This is a genomic window from Neglectibacter sp. X4 (assembly GCF_009917365.1).
Lineage (GTDB): Bacteria > Bacillota > Clostridia > Oscillospirales > Acutalibacteraceae > Acutalibacter.
In genome coordinates this window covers 1-18,848 of sequence record NZ_QWLE01000051.1, presented here as the reverse complement: position 1 = coordinate 18,848, position 18,848 = coordinate 1, and the positions used below count along the sequence as shown (strand labels likewise).

15 protein-coding genes and 5 pseudogenes are annotated in these 18,848 nt (G+C 53.4%); 13 read left to right on the top strand and 7 right to left on the bottom strand.

The genetic code is table 11. The annotated features are described in order from the left end of the window. Positions 1 to 153: 153 nt before the first annotated feature. The 7 genes and pseudogenes from D1841_RS13910 to D1841_RS13880 all read left to right on the top strand — a co-directional run. A pseudogene (locus D1841_RS13910) lies at positions 154 to 1,044 on the top strand (collagen binding domain-containing protein); the annotation flags it as partial. Positions 1,045 to 1,104: 60 nt separating this feature from the next. After that, positions 1,105 to 1,317, top strand: a complete 213-nt coding sequence (locus D1841_RS13905; RefSeq protein ID WP_160643978.1) for a hypothetical protein — start codon at positions 1,105 to 1,107, stop codon at positions 1,315 to 1,317. A 379-nt stretch (positions 1,318 to 1,696) separates the two neighbouring features. Next, the gene (locus D1841_RS13900; RefSeq protein WP_237076377.1) at positions 1,697 to 2,080 is read left to right on the top strand and encodes a transposon-encoded TnpW family protein; all 384 of its coding nucleotides are present in this window, start codon (positions 1,697 to 1,699) and stop codon (positions 2,078 to 2,080) included. Further along, entirely contained in the window at positions 2,077 to 3,894 is a 1,818-nt protein-coding gene (locus D1841_RS13895; protein ID WP_160643976.1) for a recombinase family protein, read from the top strand. The genes D1841_RS13900 and D1841_RS13895 overlap by 4 nt, the downstream gene beginning before the upstream one ends. 219 nt (positions 3,895 to 4,113) lie before the next feature. Then, complete coding sequence (locus D1841_RS19300) at positions 4,114 to 4,887, top strand: hypothetical protein (protein WP_347563996.1); 774 nt, start codon at positions 4,114 to 4,116, stop codon at positions 4,885 to 4,887. Positions 4,888 to 4,956: 69 nt separating this feature from the next. Next, the gene (locus D1841_RS13885) at positions 4,957 to 5,715 is read left to right on the top strand and encodes a DNA adenine methylase (RefSeq protein ID WP_160643974.1); all 759 of its coding nucleotides are present in this window, start codon (positions 4,957 to 4,959) and stop codon (positions 5,713 to 5,715) included. Between the two features lie 98 nt (positions 5,716 to 5,813). Further along, positions 5,814 to 6,083: a helix-turn-helix transcriptional regulator gene (locus tag D1841_RS13880; protein WP_161880022.1), complete on the top strand. Its 270-nt coding sequence runs from the start codon at positions 5,814 to 5,816 to the stop codon at positions 6,081 to 6,083. Positions 6,084 to 6,529: 446 nt separating this feature from the next. Here D1841_RS13880 and D1841_RS19295 read toward each other — a convergent pair. Next, a pseudogene (locus D1841_RS19295) lies at positions 6,530 to 6,754 on the bottom strand (TnpV protein); the annotation flags it as partial. Positions 6,755 to 6,790: 36 nt separating this feature from the next. Then, positions 6,791 to 6,895: pseudogene (locus D1841_RS19290) on the bottom strand (DUF4316 domain-containing protein); the annotation flags it as partial. Between the two features lie 26 nt (positions 6,896 to 6,921). On the opposite strand from D1841_RS19290, the pseudogene D1841_RS19905 reads away from it, so the two are divergent. Continuing rightward, positions 6,922 to 7,029, top strand: a pseudogene (locus D1841_RS19905) (transcriptional regulator); the annotation flags it as partial. Between the two features lie 770 nt (positions 7,030 to 7,799). Here D1841_RS19905 and D1841_RS13865 read toward each other — a convergent pair. The 3 genes from D1841_RS13865 to D1841_RS13855 form a co-directional block, all read right to left on the bottom strand. Then, complete coding sequence (locus D1841_RS13865) at positions 7,800 to 10,499, bottom strand: DegV family protein (RefSeq protein WP_160643968.1); 2,700 nt, start codon at positions 10,497 to 10,499, stop codon at positions 7,800 to 7,802. Between the two features lie 73 nt (positions 10,500 to 10,572). Continuing rightward, positions 10,573 to 13,104 carry a hybrid sensor histidine kinase/response regulator gene (locus tag D1841_RS13860; RefSeq protein ID WP_160643966.1) on the bottom strand — a complete coding sequence of 844 codons (2,532 nt, stop codon included), beginning with the start codon at positions 13,102 to 13,104 and terminating at the stop codon, positions 10,573 to 10,575. Beyond that, a complete protein-coding gene (locus tag D1841_RS13855; RefSeq protein WP_160643964.1) occupies positions 13,101 to 13,463 on the bottom strand; it encodes a PleD family two-component system response regulator in 363 nt (120 codons plus the stop codon). Before D1841_RS13855 ends, D1841_RS13860 begins: the two co-directional genes overlap by 4 nt. Before the next feature lie 203 nt (positions 13,464 to 13,666). Here D1841_RS13855 and D1841_RS13850 point away from each other — a divergent pair, with 203 nt between their 5' ends. Then, the gene (locus tag D1841_RS13850) at positions 13,667 to 14,512 is read left to right on the top strand and encodes a GNAT family N-acetyltransferase (RefSeq protein ID WP_160643962.1); all 846 of its coding nucleotides are present in this window, start codon (positions 13,667 to 13,669) and stop codon (positions 14,510 to 14,512) included. Positions 14,513 to 14,586: 74 nt separating this feature from the next. On the opposite strand, the gene rplL is transcribed toward D1841_RS13850, so the two are convergent. Both rplL and rplJ read right to left on the bottom strand, forming a co-directional pair. Next, positions 14,587 to 14,964 carry a 50S ribosomal protein L7/L12 gene (gene rplL / locus D1841_RS13845; RefSeq protein ID WP_160578582.1) on the bottom strand — a complete coding sequence of 126 codons (378 nt, stop codon included), beginning with the start codon at positions 14,962 to 14,964 and terminating at the stop codon, positions 14,587 to 14,589. 53 nt (positions 14,965 to 15,017) lie between these two features. Further along, a complete protein-coding gene (rplJ, locus tag D1841_RS13840) occupies positions 15,018 to 15,548 on the bottom strand; it encodes a 50S ribosomal protein L10 (RefSeq protein WP_160643960.1) in 531 nt (176 codons plus the stop codon). Positions 15,549 to 16,024: 476 nt separating this feature from the next. Here rplJ and D1841_RS13835 point away from each other — a divergent pair, with 476 nt between their 5' ends. From D1841_RS13835 to D1841_RS13820, 4 genes and pseudogenes are all read left to right on the top strand, one after another. After that, positions 16,025 to 17,107, top strand: a complete 1,083-nt coding sequence (locus tag D1841_RS13835) for a D-alanine--D-alanine ligase family protein (RefSeq protein ID WP_160643958.1) — start codon at positions 16,025 to 16,027, stop codon at positions 17,105 to 17,107. 13 nt (positions 17,108 to 17,120) lie between these two features. Continuing rightward, a complete protein-coding gene (gene murI / locus D1841_RS13830) occupies positions 17,121 to 17,963 on the top strand; it encodes a glutamate racemase (RefSeq protein ID WP_160643956.1) in 843 nt (280 codons plus the stop codon). A 109-nt stretch (positions 17,964 to 18,072) separates the two neighbouring features. After that, positions 18,073 to 18,546 carry a DUF1934 domain-containing protein gene (locus D1841_RS13825; RefSeq protein ID WP_237076375.1) on the top strand — a complete coding sequence of 158 codons (474 nt, stop codon included), beginning with the start codon at positions 18,073 to 18,075 and terminating at the stop codon, positions 18,544 to 18,546. A gap of 116 nt (positions 18,547 to 18,662) precedes the next feature. Beyond that, positions 18,663 to 18,848: pseudogene (locus tag D1841_RS13820) on the top strand (hypothetical protein); the annotation flags it as partial.

Sequence of the window (18,848 nt, the reverse complement as noted above, 5' to 3'; positions counted from 1 at the left end):
AAAAATCCCCACCCCCAAGACGGGGGAAAAGGGTATGGCTGGTGTGCGGGGAAACCAGCATGTATACGGGGCTGGACCGTCACCTATACGCAGTCCGTCACAGACCCCATTGCTGCTTACCTGAAACTCAATGTTTCTTACGGCTCCGCCAAAATCGTCAAGACCTCCGAGGACGGCACTCAGCAGGGCGACGCTACTCTGGCGGGGGCCGTGTATGGTGTGTATAAAGACGGCGAGTTGGTGGACACCTACACCACCGACAGCGACGGTCATTTCACTACAAGTTACTATGTATGCGATTCCGGCTGGACAGTGCAGGAGATCAGCCCCAGCGAGGGATATCTGCTGGATGAAACCGTGTACCCTGTGGGCGCTGATCCCAAGCAGTATGAGGTAGAGTTTAACTCCGCACCTGCCCTTACCAGCCCTGAGACCGTACAGAAGGGAAAAATCACCATCATCAAGCACTGTGACGATGGCTCCACCCAAATAGAGACCCCCGAAGTCGGCGCGGAGTTTGCCGTGTTCCTGAAGTCCTCCGGCAGCTATGACAGCGCCAAGGAGTCTGAGCGGGACTACCTGATTTGTGATGAAAACGGCTATGCGGAAACCGAGCTGCTGCCCTACGGCGTGTATACTGTACGTCAGACCAAAGGCTGGGACGGGCGTGAACTCATGAAGGACTTTGACGTATTCATCAACAAAGACGGTGGGGTTTATCGCTATCTCATTAACAGCGCTCCCTTCACCAGCTACGTCAAAGTAATCAAGACGGACGCGGAAACTGGCAAGGCTATCCCCTACGCCGGGGCTGGCTTCCAGATTTTTGACCCCAACGGTCAGCTTGTTACCATGCGGTTCACCTACCCGGCAGTTACAACCATCGACACTTTCTATACCACCACAGACGGCACCCTCATCACCCCGGAAGTCCTGCCCTATGGAACCGGTTATTCCCTTGTCGAGGTACAGGCCCCTTATGGCTATGTTCTCAATTCTGAGCCTGTGTATTTTGACATCACCCCCGACAATTCCACCGAGGATGTATGTTATAAAGGGTAGTTTAGAAAAGCTACCCAAATATAACATAGCGGCTGGTCATTTGTGGTGAATGAATATAGCCAGAAAGGTGGTAATGCCTCGCCCAATACAATAATTCCGCTGAAAATCAGAAATGTAATTCTGATTTTTGCCAACGTTGTGGTCAAAATTTCCGTCACGTTGCCGTTGAGGTGGCAGCGAAATATGCCATCACCTTTCTCTGCTGGTGCCGGACATTTTGACCGCCACCAATCAGAACAACAAATGGCGTTCTGATTTTGTGGTCAGCAGCAAAATGACGCAGGCCAAAACCAAACGGACAATTTGTCCGTAACGTCACCGACAAATTGTCGGCCGCGTTGTACCCAGGACCAAGTGTGCATTTTGCACTCTTGGTTCTGGTCAACAGCATTTTACTACTGACCAGACCATGCTTGGCGCAGTTTGATTCCATCTTGCATTTTTGCAATTTTTCTGAGCGGCATGGACAAATCTTGCATTATCGCCATATTTTTGTGGTCCAGGCGATTTTCACCGTATAATAGAAATAGGCGAACAAACCGGGGCGCTCCAAGGAAATTTCAAAAATCTTTTGAAAATGGTTCCGCTTTACTCACGGTTTTTCTCCTATTAGTGAGAGGATGCTTTGGACGCTGTGAAAACCATCGTCCTTTCACGACAAAACTACATAGGCACATCAAGCCAGCTTTCGGTTGCAAACGACATTACGCAACTGAGGGCTGGCTTTCCGTTTGCCTGGAACACCCACCAACATCATACCACGGGTTGCGACCTACCGCAAGAAAGGAAGGCCAATATAACTACAATTCAACCGGCAGAGGCGAAAACTGCCACGATCTACCGGCGTATCGGTTCTACCACCTACAAACTCCGGGTTCATTTCAGCGATACCGCCCAGGAAACCATGAACGACAAAATTCTGCATTTAATTCAGCATGAGGCCGTGACAAATGCGGCGGACTGTGGTACAATGAACATACCACAAATGACCCAGCCGCTTGAAGGGAGTTCGCTATGAACACAAAGCGGTTGGACACAGAGAAGATCACGGCCCTCTATGAGAGGTTATCGCGTGACGATGAAATGTCGGCGGGCGATAGTAACTCGATCGTTCATCAAAAACTGATGCTCGAAACGTATGCTGCCCAGCATGGGTTCAGTAACTGTGCCCATTACACAGACGACGGCTGGTCGGGCGGCAGCTTCGACCGCCCGGACTGGAAACGCCTGATTGCGGACATTGAGGCCGGAAAGGTCGGCTGTGTGATTGCCAAGGATATGAGCCGGATTGGGCGTGATTATCTCCAAACTGGCTTCTATACCGAGGTTATGTTTCGGGAAAAGGGCGTCCGGTTTATCGCCATCTCCAACGGTATAGACAGCAGCGTACAAAGCAGCGGGGAGTTCGCCCCCTTTTTGAATGTCATAAACGAATGGTATATTCGGGATTGCAGCCGAAAAGTGACTTCCGTACTCCGAGCCAAGGGCATGAGCGGCAAGCACACCACGAACCACGCTATCTATGGGTATCGCAAGGACCCGGACGACCCTGGACACTGGCTGATTGATGAGGAAGCGGCGGCGGTTGTGCGCCGGATTTTCCAGCTTACGATTGAAGGGAATGGTCCCCACCAAATTGCCCGCATTTTGACGAAGGAGAAGGTAGAGCGGCCCGCCTACTACCTGGGACAGCGGAACCAGGGAACTTGCCAGAGCAGGGACTATTCAGATGAACGTTATATCTGGCAGGGAACCACCGTTGCCGATATGCTCACAAGGCCCGAATATATGGGGCATACTGTTAATTTCCGCACCTATAAAGAATCCTACAAGGACAAACGGCCTAAAAAAGCGCCGAAAGAGGATTGGGTGATCTTCGAGAATACCCAGGAAGCCATTGTGGATGAAAAGACGTGGCATTTGGCGCAGGAGTTGCGAAAGGTCGTGCGCCGGACGGACACTCTGGGCGAGGCGAATCCTTTGACGGGCCTGATGTTCTGTGCCGACTGCGGCGCAAAGATGTATAATCATCGGGGCAGCGCGGGACAGGCGCGGGATTGGCAGGGCAGGCCCAACGGGAAGCGCAGGCCGGACCGGGACGAATACAACTGCTCCACCTATAACAACAGCAGGGCCAGATTCAGCACAGTCTGCTCCCAGCACTTTATTCGGACTGCCGTTGTGCGGGAATTGGTCTTGGAGGCAATACGTTCCGCCAGTACCTACGCGATCAAGAACGAGGCCGAGTTTATTCAGAAGGTTCGCAGCGCGTCAGAGGTCCGGCAGGCTGAAACCGTTAAGGCGCTGAAACAACGTGTGCGGCGGGAGCAGAAGCGGGCGGCAGAGTTGGATGGTATCATCAAGAAACTTTACGAATCCTATGCGATTGGCAAAATCAGCGAAAAGCGGTTTGATGTGCTGTCTGCCGAATACGAGCAGGAACAGGAAACGCTGGAAGCGTCCATCCAGAAAGCACAGGCGGACTTGGAGAGTTTTGAAGCGGATACGGCAAAGGTCGATCAGTTTATGGCCCTTGCCAGGAAGTACACCGATTTTTCCGAGTTGACCACGCCGATGATTAACGAGTTTGTGGACAAGATCGTTGTCCATGAAGCGGACAGGTCTACCGGCGAACGGACGCAGGAAGTCGATATTTACTTGAAGTTTATCGGTAAATTTGATGTGCCTATCCCGGAACCGACTGCGGAAGAATTGGAGGAACAGGAGCAGCTTCGGAAGAAGCGGGCAAAGAAAGCCGAGTACAACAGGCGGTACATGGCGAAACGGCGGCAGAAGGCTTTGGAGGCCCAGCAGAATACGGAAAGCACCTGAGATATGGGCGGCTTGCTTCGGTAGGCCGCCCTTTTTGCACACTAAATTTTAATCTATGTGAAATCAGCGAATAGAACGGCATCAGTATGGCGCTTTTTCGTGGAAACACGCAACGCCGGACGGCGAACATGGTACGCTGTCCTCTGCTGGTATTCATGGTTTCGCATGGCTTCACGCTGAACGCTGAAATCCGATGTGCGCTCCTGTGGCCTGGGCATTGTGAACAGCTTGCCCTGGTCGCTGGGAGCGTTTTCAAATTCTACGCCGGATGGCGAATACGATTATCGAAGGAGATATGATTATGAATATCAGGAACGAAATCAAAGCCTACATGTGTGGAAGTCCCTCATTGAGCTGTGTGCGGACATTTGCAGGCGCAACGGCATCAAGAAGCTGGTGTGGTCTACGGACAAAAACACCCGCATGAATCATCTGAATGGCTGCAACCTGACAGTCCATCGGGACTACGCCAACAAGTCCTGTCCCGGTGATTATATCTATAACCGGCTGGGGCAGATTGCCAAAGAAGTCAATCGGAAACTGAGCAGCGTATCCTCTGAGCCCTTTAAGCCGTACCAGGGCCAGGTAAACGCCGATGACGGCCTCAACTGCCGCACGGCCCCGGTAAGCGGATCGGTCATTAAGGCTTTTGAGGACGGCACAGTGCTCACCATTACCAAAGAGGATGGCAACTGGGGCTATTGTGGCGAGGGCTGGGTGTGCCTGGACTACATCAACAAAATTGCCTCGGCAAAAGACCTGGCGGCAAAGGAGGAAAGCATCATGGACGGCAAGCAGTTTAAGAAAATGTACGACGAGATCAACCCCACCTACAACACCCTGGATGAGGTGCCCAGCTACTGGCGGGAGGATATCCGGGAGCTGGTGGAGAAAGGTATTATCTCCGGCGTGGGCGGCGGCAAGCTGGGCTTGACCCATAGCGAGTGCAAGGCCGCTGTGCTTGCCAAGCGGATCGCGGAAAAGCTGAAATAGCCTGCTGCCCTTCGGTAGTCCGCCCGAGGATTCTGGCCCCTTAATTTACAGAAAGGGATGGACTATTATATGGACAGCTTTATGGGCTGGATCGGCGGCAAGCGTACCCTGCGCAAAGCCATTTTAGAGCGCTTCCCCAAGGATAAGGTGGAGCGGTATATTGAAGTGTTCGGCGGCGCGGCCTGGGTGCTTTTCGCCAAGGAAAGGCAGGCGGGCCAGCTGGAGGTCTATAACGATATCAACGGCGATCTGGTGAACCTGTTCCGCTGTGTAAAGTATCACTGTGGGGAGCTGCAGCGGGAATTTGACTGGCTGCTGTCCTCCAGGGAGCAGTTTTTTGACTATGTGGCCCAGGCTGATATGCGGGGGCTTACAGATATCCAGCGGGCCGCCCGGTTTTTCTATATGGTCAAGCTGAGCTTTGGCAGTGAGCACAGAACCTATGGAACCAGTAAAAAGATGGTAGACAATGCGGTTGAACGCTTAACCGCCATAAAAGAACGGCTCCGGGGCGTGAACATAGAACACAAGGACTTTGCAGACCTTATCCGGGTGTATGACCGCAAGGCCGCGCTGTTCTATCTTGACCCGCCGTATATTGGCACCGAGGGGTATTATGACTCCCCCTTTACCCCCGATGACCACCAGCGTTTACGGGCCTCTCTGGAGCCTCTTAAGGGCCGTTTTATCCTCTCCTACAATGACTGCCCCGAGGTGCGGGAATTGTATATGGGCTATAATATTGAAAGGGTGGAACGCAGGGAAAACCTGTCCGGCAGCGGGAACAACAAAAAGCACTATGCAGAGCTGATTATCCGCAATTTCTAACAGATATTGTAAGGCTCTTACGATATTTGTCACAACCTTACAAAGTGCGGACAAATTATACTCTTTCTGGTAAAATGCCCAATAAAGGGGCATGAAAGATGATTAAAATTCATCTATCCAGAATCCTCGGCGAACGCCGGTGGAAACAATCTAAGCTGGCCAGGGAAACAGGCATCCGGCCCGGCACTATCAGCGATTTATATCAAGAAGTAGCCGAGCGGGTAAGCTTCGACCACCTGGACAAAATCTGTGAAGCTTTAGATTGCGACCTGTCGGAGCTGCTGGAATACATACCGAACCAGCAGCCCAGGACAGGACAAAACCTGATCCTGGAGGAACACGGAAACCGCAGGAAAAAGCCAAACTGATTTCTAAAAAGTAAGAGCGCTTAAACGGTTTATTTTACCATTTAAGCGCTCTTCTTTTTTTGCAGATAATTTGAAATTATTTTGCGGTTTTTTTGCAAAGCTACAACGGGCATAGAAAAAGCCGCCTTTTCCATGCAGAAAAGACGGCTTATCCAGTCGGGCGATATGTGATTTTAGAGGGCAGTTCAAAGGTCGGCGCAAAACCGTATGTCCGCATTTCCCGGTGTTTCGTCGTATCAAAGCTCATCCCTTGGTAGTAAATTCGTAGTAATTGGGGTGGTCTGTTGTCAGGAAATGCGGCATAATGCGCTGTTTCACAAGATTTTGCCGCTTCTCACAAAATATTTCATCATAAATCTTCAAACAAACTCTATCAACTAAGCAAATTTAATAATAGCCTCCCGACAAGAAAAGCGACAGGGCTTTTACACCCTGCCACCAGTTTACTATACATTTACAATTTCCTCGTTCACAATCTCCCTCGCACACGCCCTTATGTTGTTGAGCCGCCCTGTCCATTCTAAGGAATTTTCTTCCTTTAGCTGTTCCGTTATGCCCTGTGACTGTTTCATGCCCTCTATGAGCCTTTCAAAGCGTTCCTGCGCCTGCCTGTCAATATCGGCAAGGTAGGTGATGAGCCTGCCGCTTGTGAGAAGATTGATGTATGTAAGGGAGATCTGTTCGCCGCTTCTCGCCTTTGCTTCCATCTCGTCGGCAGTAGGGGTGGGCGTGTTGTTGATGATACCGTCAAAATTATTGTCGTTCTGCTCGATAGCGTCCTCAACGTGCTTTAAGGGGTTTACCTTTCCCAAACAGGAAAGTCGAAAAAAGTTCTGTCCGCAGACGCTTAGACGCAAAGCTCAACAGATTAGACGATAAAGAGCTTTCCGTCATAGAAGCAACTGTAAACGGACTATGTAAGGCAAAAGAGGAAGCAGAGGATTAACGCAATCCCCGTATTTGCCCTGCTGTATGAGCTGATTTTTCAGCTCCACAAGGCTATGTAAAAGTAATGTTTTCTCCCTGCTGTCTACATACAAATGATAAGGTTTTTCCCTCATACCGTCCACCGTCCTTGGGCCGTCCCATGGTACCGGAGGTATACAGGACATAGGCAGGAGCATCCGGGTTCTGCGCCGCCGCCCGTTCTGCGGCGGGCGTTTCCAGGCCGCAGATTTCGCAATCCGTCAGCCGGACGGAGAACAATAGACAACAGTTTGCAGCATTGAAAGAGGATATTCCGCTGCAATACACATGCTCTCACTTCTTCCCGATTCATGTTGGCCCTCCTTCATTAGATAAAGTTGGTATCACATTGTACAGACAAATCGCAAACCGTCTAATAATTGACTTTATTCAGCAGCAGGAACCTCCCGAGCTTTAAAAAAAGCACCAGAGCCGCAAGGTATCAGGAAATGGCCTCCCCTTCAAAGCTGGACTGGGAATCCTGAAAGCCGGGGACAAAGGCTATTCCCGGGGAAATACATGCGTCTGGAAGGCTTGCGAACCCGGAGCCAGGCAAGCTGGGCATAGGAAAAGCAACGGTTTTCCTATGCCGCTGCTTTTTCCATCTTAATCGCCATGCGATAGAGAATACGCACAAAAAGAGATGGAATATCAGCCTTTTGTGCCCGGTATCATTCTTTTCTCTGTATTTTTTACGCTATAGCCACCAAAGCTGGCGGGAACCCTGCTAAGAGAAGCCCAAGATTTTCCCTATTCAGCCCGGTTCTGCTCAGCTACATGGAAGAAGGAGGCCGTAGAGTCATCACGCCTCATAAACAGCAGTCCAAAGGAACCCGGGCCGCAGTTGCTTGCGATGGCAGAAGAAGCCTTTTGCATATAGACCCGCTCAAAGGGGCAATACTGCTGTACTAGTTTCCGGATATATTGAAGCTTTTTCTCATCCATGCCGGAATAGGTGATAAACAGAATGCGCCGGTCAATATTCCTGGTATCAAGAAGCGTGCGCTTGATGTAGCTTTTGGCCGCGCGGTAAAACCCGCCCATCTTCATGCCGCCCACAACCATCCTGCTCTTTTTCAGCACCAGCACAGGATGCAGCAGCAGGGAATCGCACAGCACCTGCACTTTCTTGGATATCCGCCCGGACTGGCGCAGCATGTGGGTGTTGTTGATAATGAAAGCCGAGGAGATAAAACGGTTCATCCGCTTTATGGCCTCCACAATCTCCTCCTTTGCGGCATGGTGCTCCGCCATATAGGCCGCGCACAGCACAATCAGCCCCATGCTGCTGGAAAGATGGCCGGAATCTATCACCGTTACGTTTTCAAAGGATTTCGCCGCCTCGCAGGCGTTTTGATACCCTTCGCTAACATGCTTTGCCATAGAGATATGGATTATGTTCTGGGCCTCTGTCAGCTTTTCCGCGAAAAACCTTTCGTAATCCTCCACCTCCGGCGCCTGGGAATAGCCCTTGCGCCCCTGGGCAATATGCAGCAGCAGTTCATCCGATTTTAATTCCTGCTCGTCCAAAAAGCGCCCGTCGTCTGTGCAGACATAGTAAGGGCATACAGGAATGCCAAACTTCTTCCGGAGAGAGCCGGGAAGGTCGCACACACTGTCTGTAGTGACCATAATAGAGCGCCTTTTTACCTGCTCAAAGATTAAAATCCCCTTTTCAATGTCCGCCTGGCTGGCTTCCTCGCTGAGCACCACCAGCTCCTTGGGCAGAACGCTCAGCACAGCGGCCTCCAGCAGCGCCCCGCTTACCGGCTTGGCCAGATACCCGCTGAACCCTTCCTTCCGGTACAAAAGCTGGTTGTCGCTGCCTGCATTGGCTGTCAGCGCAATCACAGGAACATCCTGGCACAGCCCTACCGGCTGCGCGCGCAGGGCATGGAGGCACTGGATGCCATCCATTTCCGGCATCAAATGATCCATAAGGATGCAGTCATAATGGTGGTTCTGGGTCAGCTTCAGGCATTCCCCGCCGCTTCGGGCTGTATCTATTTGGATCTTGGTTTCTGAAAGCAGCTTGCTTACCACCATCAGGTTCATGTCGTTGTCATCCACCACCAGGATATGGGCGTCCGGCGCTTCAAAGCTCTGATGGTATAACTCCCCTTCGCGGCCCTTTATACGGGAAGCAAGGGTAAACGTGCCCAGCTCCTTTTCATCTACAATATCCTGATCCAGCATGACAATAAAGGTAGATCCTTTGGTGTAGACGCTGTTCACGCTGATCTGCCCGCCCATCATTTCCACAAGCTGCTGGACAATGCTCAGCCCCAGCCCCGTTCCCTCAATATAGCGGTTCTTTTCCTCGTCCACCCGCCGGAACGCGTTGAAAATATACGGGATGTTTTCCTTCTTCATCCCCATCCCGGTGTCCTCTACAGAATACCAGACGCGCACCTGGTTGAGGCTCCGGCGCTCGCACCGGACAGAAAGGGTGACAGAACCCTCGCTGGTGTATTTCACCGCGTTATTCAGCAAATTTATAAGGATTTGCTTAATGCGCACCTCGTCTCCGCAAAGCATGCTGGGAATAGAGGAATCCACGTTCAGCTTAAACTCCAGCCCCTTTTCCCTGGCTTTTATCCATATCATATTGACGATTTCCGAGAAAAGCGCCCCTGTCTCATAGGAAACATTGACAATTTCCATTTTCCCGGATTTAATTTTGGACAAGTCCAGCGTGTCGTTAATCAGGGTCAGCAGCATTTTGCTGGCGCCCTGGATATTCCTGGCATTCTCCGCCACATCTTCCGGCACGTCCCCCCGCAGGATGATTTCATTAAGCCCGATGATGGTGTTGATGGGCGTGCGGATTTCATGGCTCATGCTGGAAAAGAAGTGGTTTTCCGCCCGGTTTAACTCCTCGATTTCCTTCTTCTGCTGCTGGGAAAGCTTGTTTTCCTCCTGATACATCTTGTTTAAAAACATAAGCAGCACGCTGGTCAGCATACCCACCATAACTACGGAAAACGCGGAATCAAAGAAAGAGGCCTGCTGGGTATTTTGCGCCACCAGCCCGGGGAAGTAAAAGGCAAAGCCATAGCAAAGCAGCGTTTCTACCATACAGAGAATGAAAAATACCGTCATCCGCCTCCCGTGCAGCGTGATGCAGACATAGATGAAGCAGAATATAAACCACTCCGGCACCCCGCTGTAAAAGCCGCCCGCCGTAAAAAAGCTGATGGGGAACATCAGAAGCAGCAGCACCGAAATGGCTGTGGCGCCTGCCTGTATACGCCCCCTCTGAATGCTGAACTTTACAATAAGCCCCATAGCCACAAGGCTGACTGCCAGCACCAGGATGTTCCAAATGCTTCTGCCCATGGGCAGGATCAGCACCAGCGCAAACATGCATATAACCGTCACAATGCGGAACATCCGGTCATACAAGCTGATTCTGTGATCATTGATGATTGCAAACCATTTTTTAATCACGCATTCTTTCACTCCTCAAAACGAGCGCGCCCAAGCCCAAGCCTTTAACCGGGCACGCCTCAAAATACCGCGTTCATATTGCGGCAATCTGTTCGCAAAGCTCTGTATAGCTGCGCAGCAGCGCGGGATGGTGCTCCCGGATATAATCCGCGTCCCCCTTTTTCCCCGCCAGCTCCAGGGCCTTTGCCTGTGCGGAAAGGGCTTCCGCGCCTATTGTCAGGGATGTGCTCTTAAGCGCGTGAACCTTCACGGCATACTCTCCCCAGTCCCCGCTTTCATACAGGGAAACAATCTCCGCCTGTTTGTCCGCGCACTGGTCGCAGAAAAGCTGGAGCATCTCCCCGTAAAAGGCCTCTTCCCCGGCACAATAATCCAGCCCCAGCTTCACGTTGATGCCGGCTTCCGACAGCCGGCCGTAAGGGGAGGACCCAAAATCCGCTTTGGGCTGGGCAGCCTCCGGCGCTTCCGCCAGGCCGCGATCCTCTTCTTCTCTTTCCGGGGCGGCAGTTTCCTCCTCTTTGGATACATCTTGTTTTGTGGGCTTTGCGCTGTACCGGATGCAGCTTTTCGGCAGGGCTTTCCGCAGGACACGCTCTAAAACAGAGCGCTCAATGGGCTTGGGGACAAACTCTGTAAACCCTTCGCTGCGGAACATCTCCCTTGCGCCGCTGACTGTGTTGGCGGTCAGCGCGATAATGGGCAGATCCTGGTATACGCCGCCGCGGATCTCGCGGATCCGTTTCAGGGTTTCCACGCCGTCAAAGCCTGGCATCATGTGATCCAGGAAAACAATGTCATAAGGGATTTTCTCGCACCGGGCCACAGCCTCCCGCCCGCTCAGGCAGGTGTCCACGTCTATCCCATAGCTGCCCAGCACGCCCTTGGCCACCACCAGGTTCATCTCCTCGTCATCCACCGCTAAGGCCCGCACCCCTATGCAGGTGAAGGGCCTGCGGCCCGCGGCCTGATCCTCCATAAAGCCCCGTTCACCCATTTCCCCGTTAAGCAGGTTTGCAACGGAAAGGGCCGAAAAAGGCTTATGTATCACCAGCAGCCGGCTTCCGCTGTTCAGGACAAACTCCCTTTCCGCAATGACGATAACCGACTTGGTTTCCGCCAGCTCCTCATAATACGCCGGGTTTTCCTCATATTCCGGTTGCGCAATGAACACATGGGTCAGCTCATAGCTGCGCTGCAGCTTGAGCAGCCCCTCAAAATTATGGGCCTGATACCCCTGGATGTTAAGCCCTTTTATCAAGCTTAAAATCAGCCCGTCATAATAGCCGCGAACCTCATCGGAGGCATATTTATCCGGCTTGAAGTAGCAGCCGATGCAAAGCTTATCCGCATGGGGCAAAACGATGCAGGGCCGCTGATCCACCACGCCTTGGGGTATGACGATGTGGGCATGCAGGCCCTGCTTTCTCTTGCTGTCAAAATGGATGAAGCCGCCCATGGCATCCAAAAGCCCTCTGGCAATGGGAAGCCCCAGCCCCAGCCCCCCTGCGAAACGGCTGCTTCCGGTATCCGCCTGGTAAAAGTCATCGTACATCTTCACCAACTGGGCGTCCGTCATGCCAATTCCCGTGTCATGGATATCTATGATCAGGTTCATGCCATAGGCTTCCTGCCGGTATCCTATGCGGACGTTTACGCCCCCCTCTTCTGTGAACTTGACGGAGTTTTCCACCAGGATTTTCAGCACGTGGGAAATCTTCTCCGCGTCGCCCACAAGGGCTGCCGGCACCTTCGGGTCAATATCAAACACCAGCTCCAAATGCTGCCGGTTTGTTTGCAGGGCAGTGGTGGTAATCACATCGTTCAGCACAGAGGTGATCATGTATTCTTCCTTTGCCGGAATCAGCGTGCCTGCCACAATCTCCGTGTAGTCCATCATGTTGTTAATCTGGCTGGACAGGCGTTTGCCCGCCATTTCAATGGACATCAGATCAGACCGGATATCCTTGGGAGGGTCTTTCCCCAGGGCCACCTCGCTGATGCCGATAACCATGTTGATGGGGGTGCGCAGCTCGTGGGAAACGTTGGATAAAAACACAGCGTTCTGCTTTCCCACTGTCTCCAGCTCTGCCAGCACATTTTCATACCATTTCCACTGGGCATTGCGTTTGTTTATCCAGTACCGGGCCAGCGAAGTCCCTCCCAGCACCACCACCATGCCAAGCCCCAGGCGCAGCGCGTCGTGAAGCTCCATGGCAGGGGTGATGGTATGGAGCACCAGCGTATGGTACAGCAGGGCCAGCACATACAGGGCAAACATTGCGTGCAGAATCCATTTCCTGTTCAGTATAAACAGGGAAAACACCAGGATGCCGGCTATGTTGGGGATATCAAAAAGGCTGGTTTCGTGTACGCTGTAAAAAAAGTATTCCAAAAGCAGCAGCCCGGCGCACAGGCTTTCATAAAGCGTCCCGGAGCCAATCCGCCCAATGTGCAGAACCCACACGCTGAGGCAGCCTGCCGCCATCAAAGGGATCACCCAAAGCTCCCACCCCATGAAAACCGTCATCAGGTTCATCGCCACGCTGAAAACTGTTGCGATGACAGCCAGCAGCAGGTGTTTGCTTGTCTGTTCCTCCGCCCTCATTGGTTCTCAAACTCCAGCGCGACCCGCCTGAGCAGTTCCTGGGGCAGGAAAGGCTTTTTCAGGTAATTCACCGCGCCCAGCTTGATTGCGCTGAGCACATCGTCTTCCAGCCCCGAGGCCGTTAAAAAGATGACAGGTATCTCGCCATACGTCTCCTTTATGCGCCTGAATGTAACAAATCCGTTCATTTTCGGCATTTCAATATCCAGCAGGACCAGGTCGGCCTTCTCCTTGCTCAGTATATGCAGTGCTTCCATCCCCGAATTTGCCAAAAGCACCTCATAATCCTTCTGCAAGATGATCCTGGCCCTTGTCAGGTTCATTTCGTCATCGTCTACCACCAAAACGCGCTTCTGCACTAGGCTCGCCTCCTTGTTTCGTTGCCGGGGAATCCCCCAGTCCATATATAGTAAATTATACAGAAAGGCAGGTGAAAAATCAAGCCTATATTTCTAAATTAGAAGCTGGGGAGGCCGCGCAGAATTCTCCCTTTGCAGGCGGCGCATTGACACAGCCTGTCTCCGGTGCTATAATGGCAAAAACCGAAAGGAGGAAAAGAAAGATGGTTTGTAAGCTTTATGGGAAGCCTGGGGAATTTTTGGAGGAAAACCGGGACTTCCTGCTGGAAAACGAAGCCCTTGTGCAGCTCAATTTGGGCAACGCCCAGACCCACCGGGAGGAGGGCTGCCACCCCGGCCTGCTCTTTGGACGATATGAGGAAGAAGGCCGGATGTGCCTGCTGTTCGGCAACACCGCGCCCTGGAATATCTGCCTGAACGCGCCCCAGGGGATGGAAAAATCTATGGAGGCGGCAGGAGAACTGGCCCGGTACCTGCGGGAAGGGAACATAGAAATCGAGGGCGTCACCGCCCGGGAAGATTTGGCAAAGGCTTTCATGGAAGCTTACGGCGGGGAATTTTCCCTGCGTTCCTCTATGGACATCATGGTGCTGAAAAAGGTTATCCAGCCGGAAAAGCTGCCTGGGGCTGTCCGGAAAACCACCGGGGATGATATGGGCCTTGTGGCGCAGTGGTGCCATGGCTTCTATCTGGACATCCACGGGGAAGACCACAGCCTGGAGGACATCCGCAAAGAACAGGGCGGACGGGTGGAAAACGGCCTCTATTATCTTTTTGAAGCGCCCGGGGAGGGGGCCGTCTCCATGGCGGCTGTGTTCCGCGACCTGCCCCACGGGACATGTATCAGCGCGGTATACACCCCGCCTCAGCACCGGGGCAAGGGCTACTGCCAGAACACAGTCGCCGCCATCTGCCAGGAAAAGCTGAGGGAGGGCAAGGAATACTGCACCCTTTTCGTGGATAAAAAGAACCCCATCTCCAACCGGGTATACCAGAAAATCGGCTTTGAAATCATAGAAAACTGCTATGAATACAAGCTTGTGAAATAGGAACGGAAAAAACAAAAAAGCCCTGGGAAACCCCAGGGCCTTTCCTATGCATTTTAGATCCAGCGTTACGCTGCTTACTTCAGCTCGACCTCAGCGCCAGCCTCAGTCAGCTTGGCCTTCAGGGCCTCGGCGTCATCCTTGGAAGCGCCTTCCTTCACGGTCTTGGGAGCCTCGTCAACCAGAGCCTTGGCTTCCTTCAGGCCCAGGCCGGTGACTTCCTTCACAACCTTGATAACGTTGATCTTGTTGGCGCCGGCAGACTTCAGCACAACGTCAAACTCGGTCTTTTCCTCAGCAGCAGGAGCGGCAGCAGCAGGAGCGGCCACAGCAACAGCAGCGGGGGCAGCGGCGGATACGCCGAACTCCTCTTCCAGAGCCTTAACCAGCTCGGAAAGCTCCAGGACGGTAAGGGCCTTTACTTCTTCAATCAGGTTGGTTACTTTCTCAGACATGGGTAAATACCTCCATTTAAAATTCTCTTTTCAGCTTAACTTAATCCGGGGACTTATGCCCCCTGCTTCTCCGCAATGGCGTTAAGCGCGATTACCAGGCCGCGCATGGTGCCATTGAGCACATTGGCAAAGCCCTGGATAGGCCCGTTCAGGCCGCCCAGAACCTGGGCCAGCAGCACTTCCTTAGAGGGCAGCTTCGCCAGAGCGTCGATGCTCTTGGCGTCTACCGCGCCGCCGTCAATAAAGCCGGCCTTCACCTGGAAGTTCTCATTATCCTTGGCGTAATCGGAAAGGATCTTCGGGGCCTCGGTGTAGCCGTTCTCGCTGTAGGCAATGGCGGTGGTGCCGTTGAGGCACTCGTCCAGGCCCTCGATTCCCGCATCCTTAAAGGCGCGGGACAGCAGAGTGTTCTTCACAACCTTATACACACAGCCGGCTTCCCGCAGCTGCTTGCGCAGCTTTGTGTCCTTCTCCACGGTGATGCCGTTGTAGTTTACCAGTACGCCTACGTTGGCCTTTTCAAAGGCTTCCTTTAAAGCCGCCACCTGCTGCTGCTTCTGCTCCAAAATTTTCTCACTGGGCAATTCGTTTCACCTCCGGTTGCCGTTCCATTTGAAAAGGGATAAAGCCAAAAGCTTTCGTCCTTTTCAAAGGGGACGTGTTTCAAAACAACACAAAAAGCGCCTTTCCCGGCAAAACCGCAGGAAGGCGCACAAACGCTGCAAAAAACTTAAGCACAACGCTTGTCTTTCCCTCGGCAGGCCGGTCAACCCGTTTACACAGCGCTTATGGCTGTTACCTGCTGTCTCTGGTTCTGGACAGCTTCTACAATATACCACACCTCCCTGGCTTTGTCAAGCACTTTTTCCGCAGGGGGAGGCGGCTTTTTGCCCCTTTCCCAGGGGAAGCGGCCCGGCCTGTGAAAAGTCTTGCCCGAAAGCTTTTGCAGGTTGCGAAATCCCGGTGCATATAGTATAATGAAAAGCGGGGTTATGTCCTTTGAACTCCTTCTGTACTTTCCGAATGAAATATCCTTTTATAGAAATGAGATGGAATCATTATGAGCGAATCCGGTAAAAAAGTCAACCTTGCCGTACTTTTCGGCGGGAAGTCTTCTGAGCATGAGGTTTCCCTCATGTCCGCAGCGTCGGTTTTGGAAAACCTGGACAGGGAAAAATATGATATCCACATGGTGGGCATCACCAAGGAGGGCCGCTGGCTGCTGTATACCGGCGAGCTTGCGCTGCTTCCCTCAGGGCAATGGGAGAAAGGCCCGGTGGAGCCTGCCTTCCTCTCCCCGGATCCTTCCCTTCACGGGCTGGTGGTGCTGGGGGAAAACCCCCGCACCATTCATCTGGACTGCGTATTCCCCGCCCTCCATGGAAAAAACGGGGAGGACGGCACCCTCCAGGGCCTTCTGGCCCTTTCCGGCATCCCCTATGTAGGGTGCAACACGGAAGCCTCCGCCATCTGCATGGATAAGGCTGTCACCCACACCCTGCTTTCCGCCGCCAACATCGAGCAGGCCCATTACCTGTGGTTTTACGCCGACCGCTTCGACTGCGCGCCGGAAACCATCAAAAATAAAATCTGCGCCCGCCTGGACTTCCCTGTGTTTGTGAAGCCTGCCAACGCCGGTTCCTCTGTGGGGGTCAGCAAGGTGGAGTCTCCCGAGGGCCTGGACGAGGCCATCCGCAAGGCGGCAAAAGAGGACGGCAAAATCATGGTGGAAGAAGGCATCAAGGGCCAGGAGGTGGAGTGCGCTGTGCTGGGCAACCGCCAGGACGCCCTGGCCTCCATGGTGGGGGAAATCGGCGCTTCCGCCCAGTTTTATGATTACGACGACAAATATGTAAACGGCACCAGCCAGCTCTATATCCCTGCCCGTATCCCGGAGGAAGCCGCCAAACAGATTCAGGAAACCGCTGTGCGGGCCTACCGGCTTCTGGGCTGCTCCGGCCTTGCCCGGGTGGACTTCTTCGTGACAGAGGGAGACGGTCGGGTGGTTCTAAACGAGCTGAACACCCTGCCGGGCTTTACCTCTATCAGCATGTACCCCAAGCTGTGGATGGCTATGGGGCTGCGCTATGGAGAGCTGCTTGACAGGCTGATTGCCCTTGCCTTCCGGCAGGCGGGCTGCTAAGGGGGCGGCGGCAATGGATAACCAGCCTGCTGGCAGCCGAAAGCCCGACAACCGGCCCATCGGCGTATTCGATTCCGGCCTGGGGGGCCTTACGGCTGTGAAGGAGTTGGAGAAAATCCTGCCCCGGGAGAGCATTGTATACTTTGGGGACACTGGCCGGGTGCCCTATGGCACCCGCAGCCGGGAAACCATCCGCCGCTATGCCGCCCAGGACATGGCCTTCCTGATGAACCACGATGTGAAGGCTGTGCTGGCGGCCTGCGGCACAGTAAGCTCTACAGCGGGAGACATTGGCAGAAGCCTGCCTGTGCCCTATTTCGATGTTATCGGCCCCTCGGCAAAGGCTGCCGCCGGGCTTACCAAGAACAAAAAAGTGGGCGTTATCGGCACCAGCGCCACCATCCACAGCGACGCCTACCGCCAGGCCCTTTTGGGGATCGACTACAAGCTGGAGGTATACTCCCAGGCCTGCCCCCTCTTTGTGCCCTTGGTGGAAAACGCCTTTATCTCCCCCCAGGAGGAGGTCACCCGGCTGGTGGCCCAGCGGTACTTAGGCCCCGTGCGGGAAGCCGGCGTGGACACCCTGATTCTGGGCTGCACCCACTATCCCATCATTGCCCCCATCATCGCCAGCGTAATGGGCCATTCCGTGTCCCTGGTGGACGCGGGCCGGGAAGCCGCCCTGGCCCTAGCCGGGCGGCTGGCAGAGGACGGCCTTCTCTGCGGGGAGGGAAACCCCCGCAGCGCCGCTTTTTTTGTCACCGACGAGCCGGAAAGCTTTACAGGCGTGGCAGAGCTGTTCTTAGGGCACTCTGTCCAGGGCCGCACAGGACGGGTAAGCATGGAAGGCGCCTAGCAATTTGCTTAATAAAAGCCTGTCCCCATATTAAGACCAGAGCACATGCCCCAAAACAGTCCCCAGCATTCTTTTATTGTGTAAAAAACAGGAAACCAGCACTGTCCCTATGAGAGGTGAAAGGAAAGCCATGCTTAAAGACGATTACAATATCAGCATCACCGGGCGGCAGCTATACGAGGCCGAGGACCGCGGGGAAGTGACCTTGAGCACCACTGGCACCTATACCCAGCGGGACGGCGCGCAATTTATCGCCTATAAGGAATATGACGAGGACGATCCCCGGCAGGCCCACACCGCCGTGCTCAAGGTGGAGCCTGGGAAGGTTACCATGATCCGCCAAGGCTCTTCCACCCGGCTTATCCTGGAGGAGGGCCGCCGCCATCTGTGCCTGTATGACACAGGCTTCGGCTCCCTCACTGTGGGGGTGTTCACCAGCAAGCTGAAGGTGGCCCTGGGCCAGGAGGGCGGCTCCATGGATATCCGCTATACCCTGGACATTGACTCCAACCTTTCCAGCCAGAACGAGCTTACCGTAACAGTGGCCCCCCGGCCCCGCCGCAGGGCAGAGCCAGAGCTGTAAAGACGAAATAAAGCGAGGGATTGGTGTGAAAAACACGAAGAAAGGAACGGTACCGGGCACGAAAGGTTATGTTTACATAGCTTTTTGTGCGAATTCTGTATCGCATGGCGATTGGTATGAATAACGAAGAAAAAATTCTCTCCATATTGGAACAAATGAACACCCATATCGGCTCTATAGACACCCGGCTGGGTGGTGTGGAAACCCGATTAAGTGGTGTGGAAACCCGATTGGACTCCTTGGAAAACCGCATGGGCAGCATGGAATCCCGGATGGATTCTATGGAAAACCGCATGGGCAGC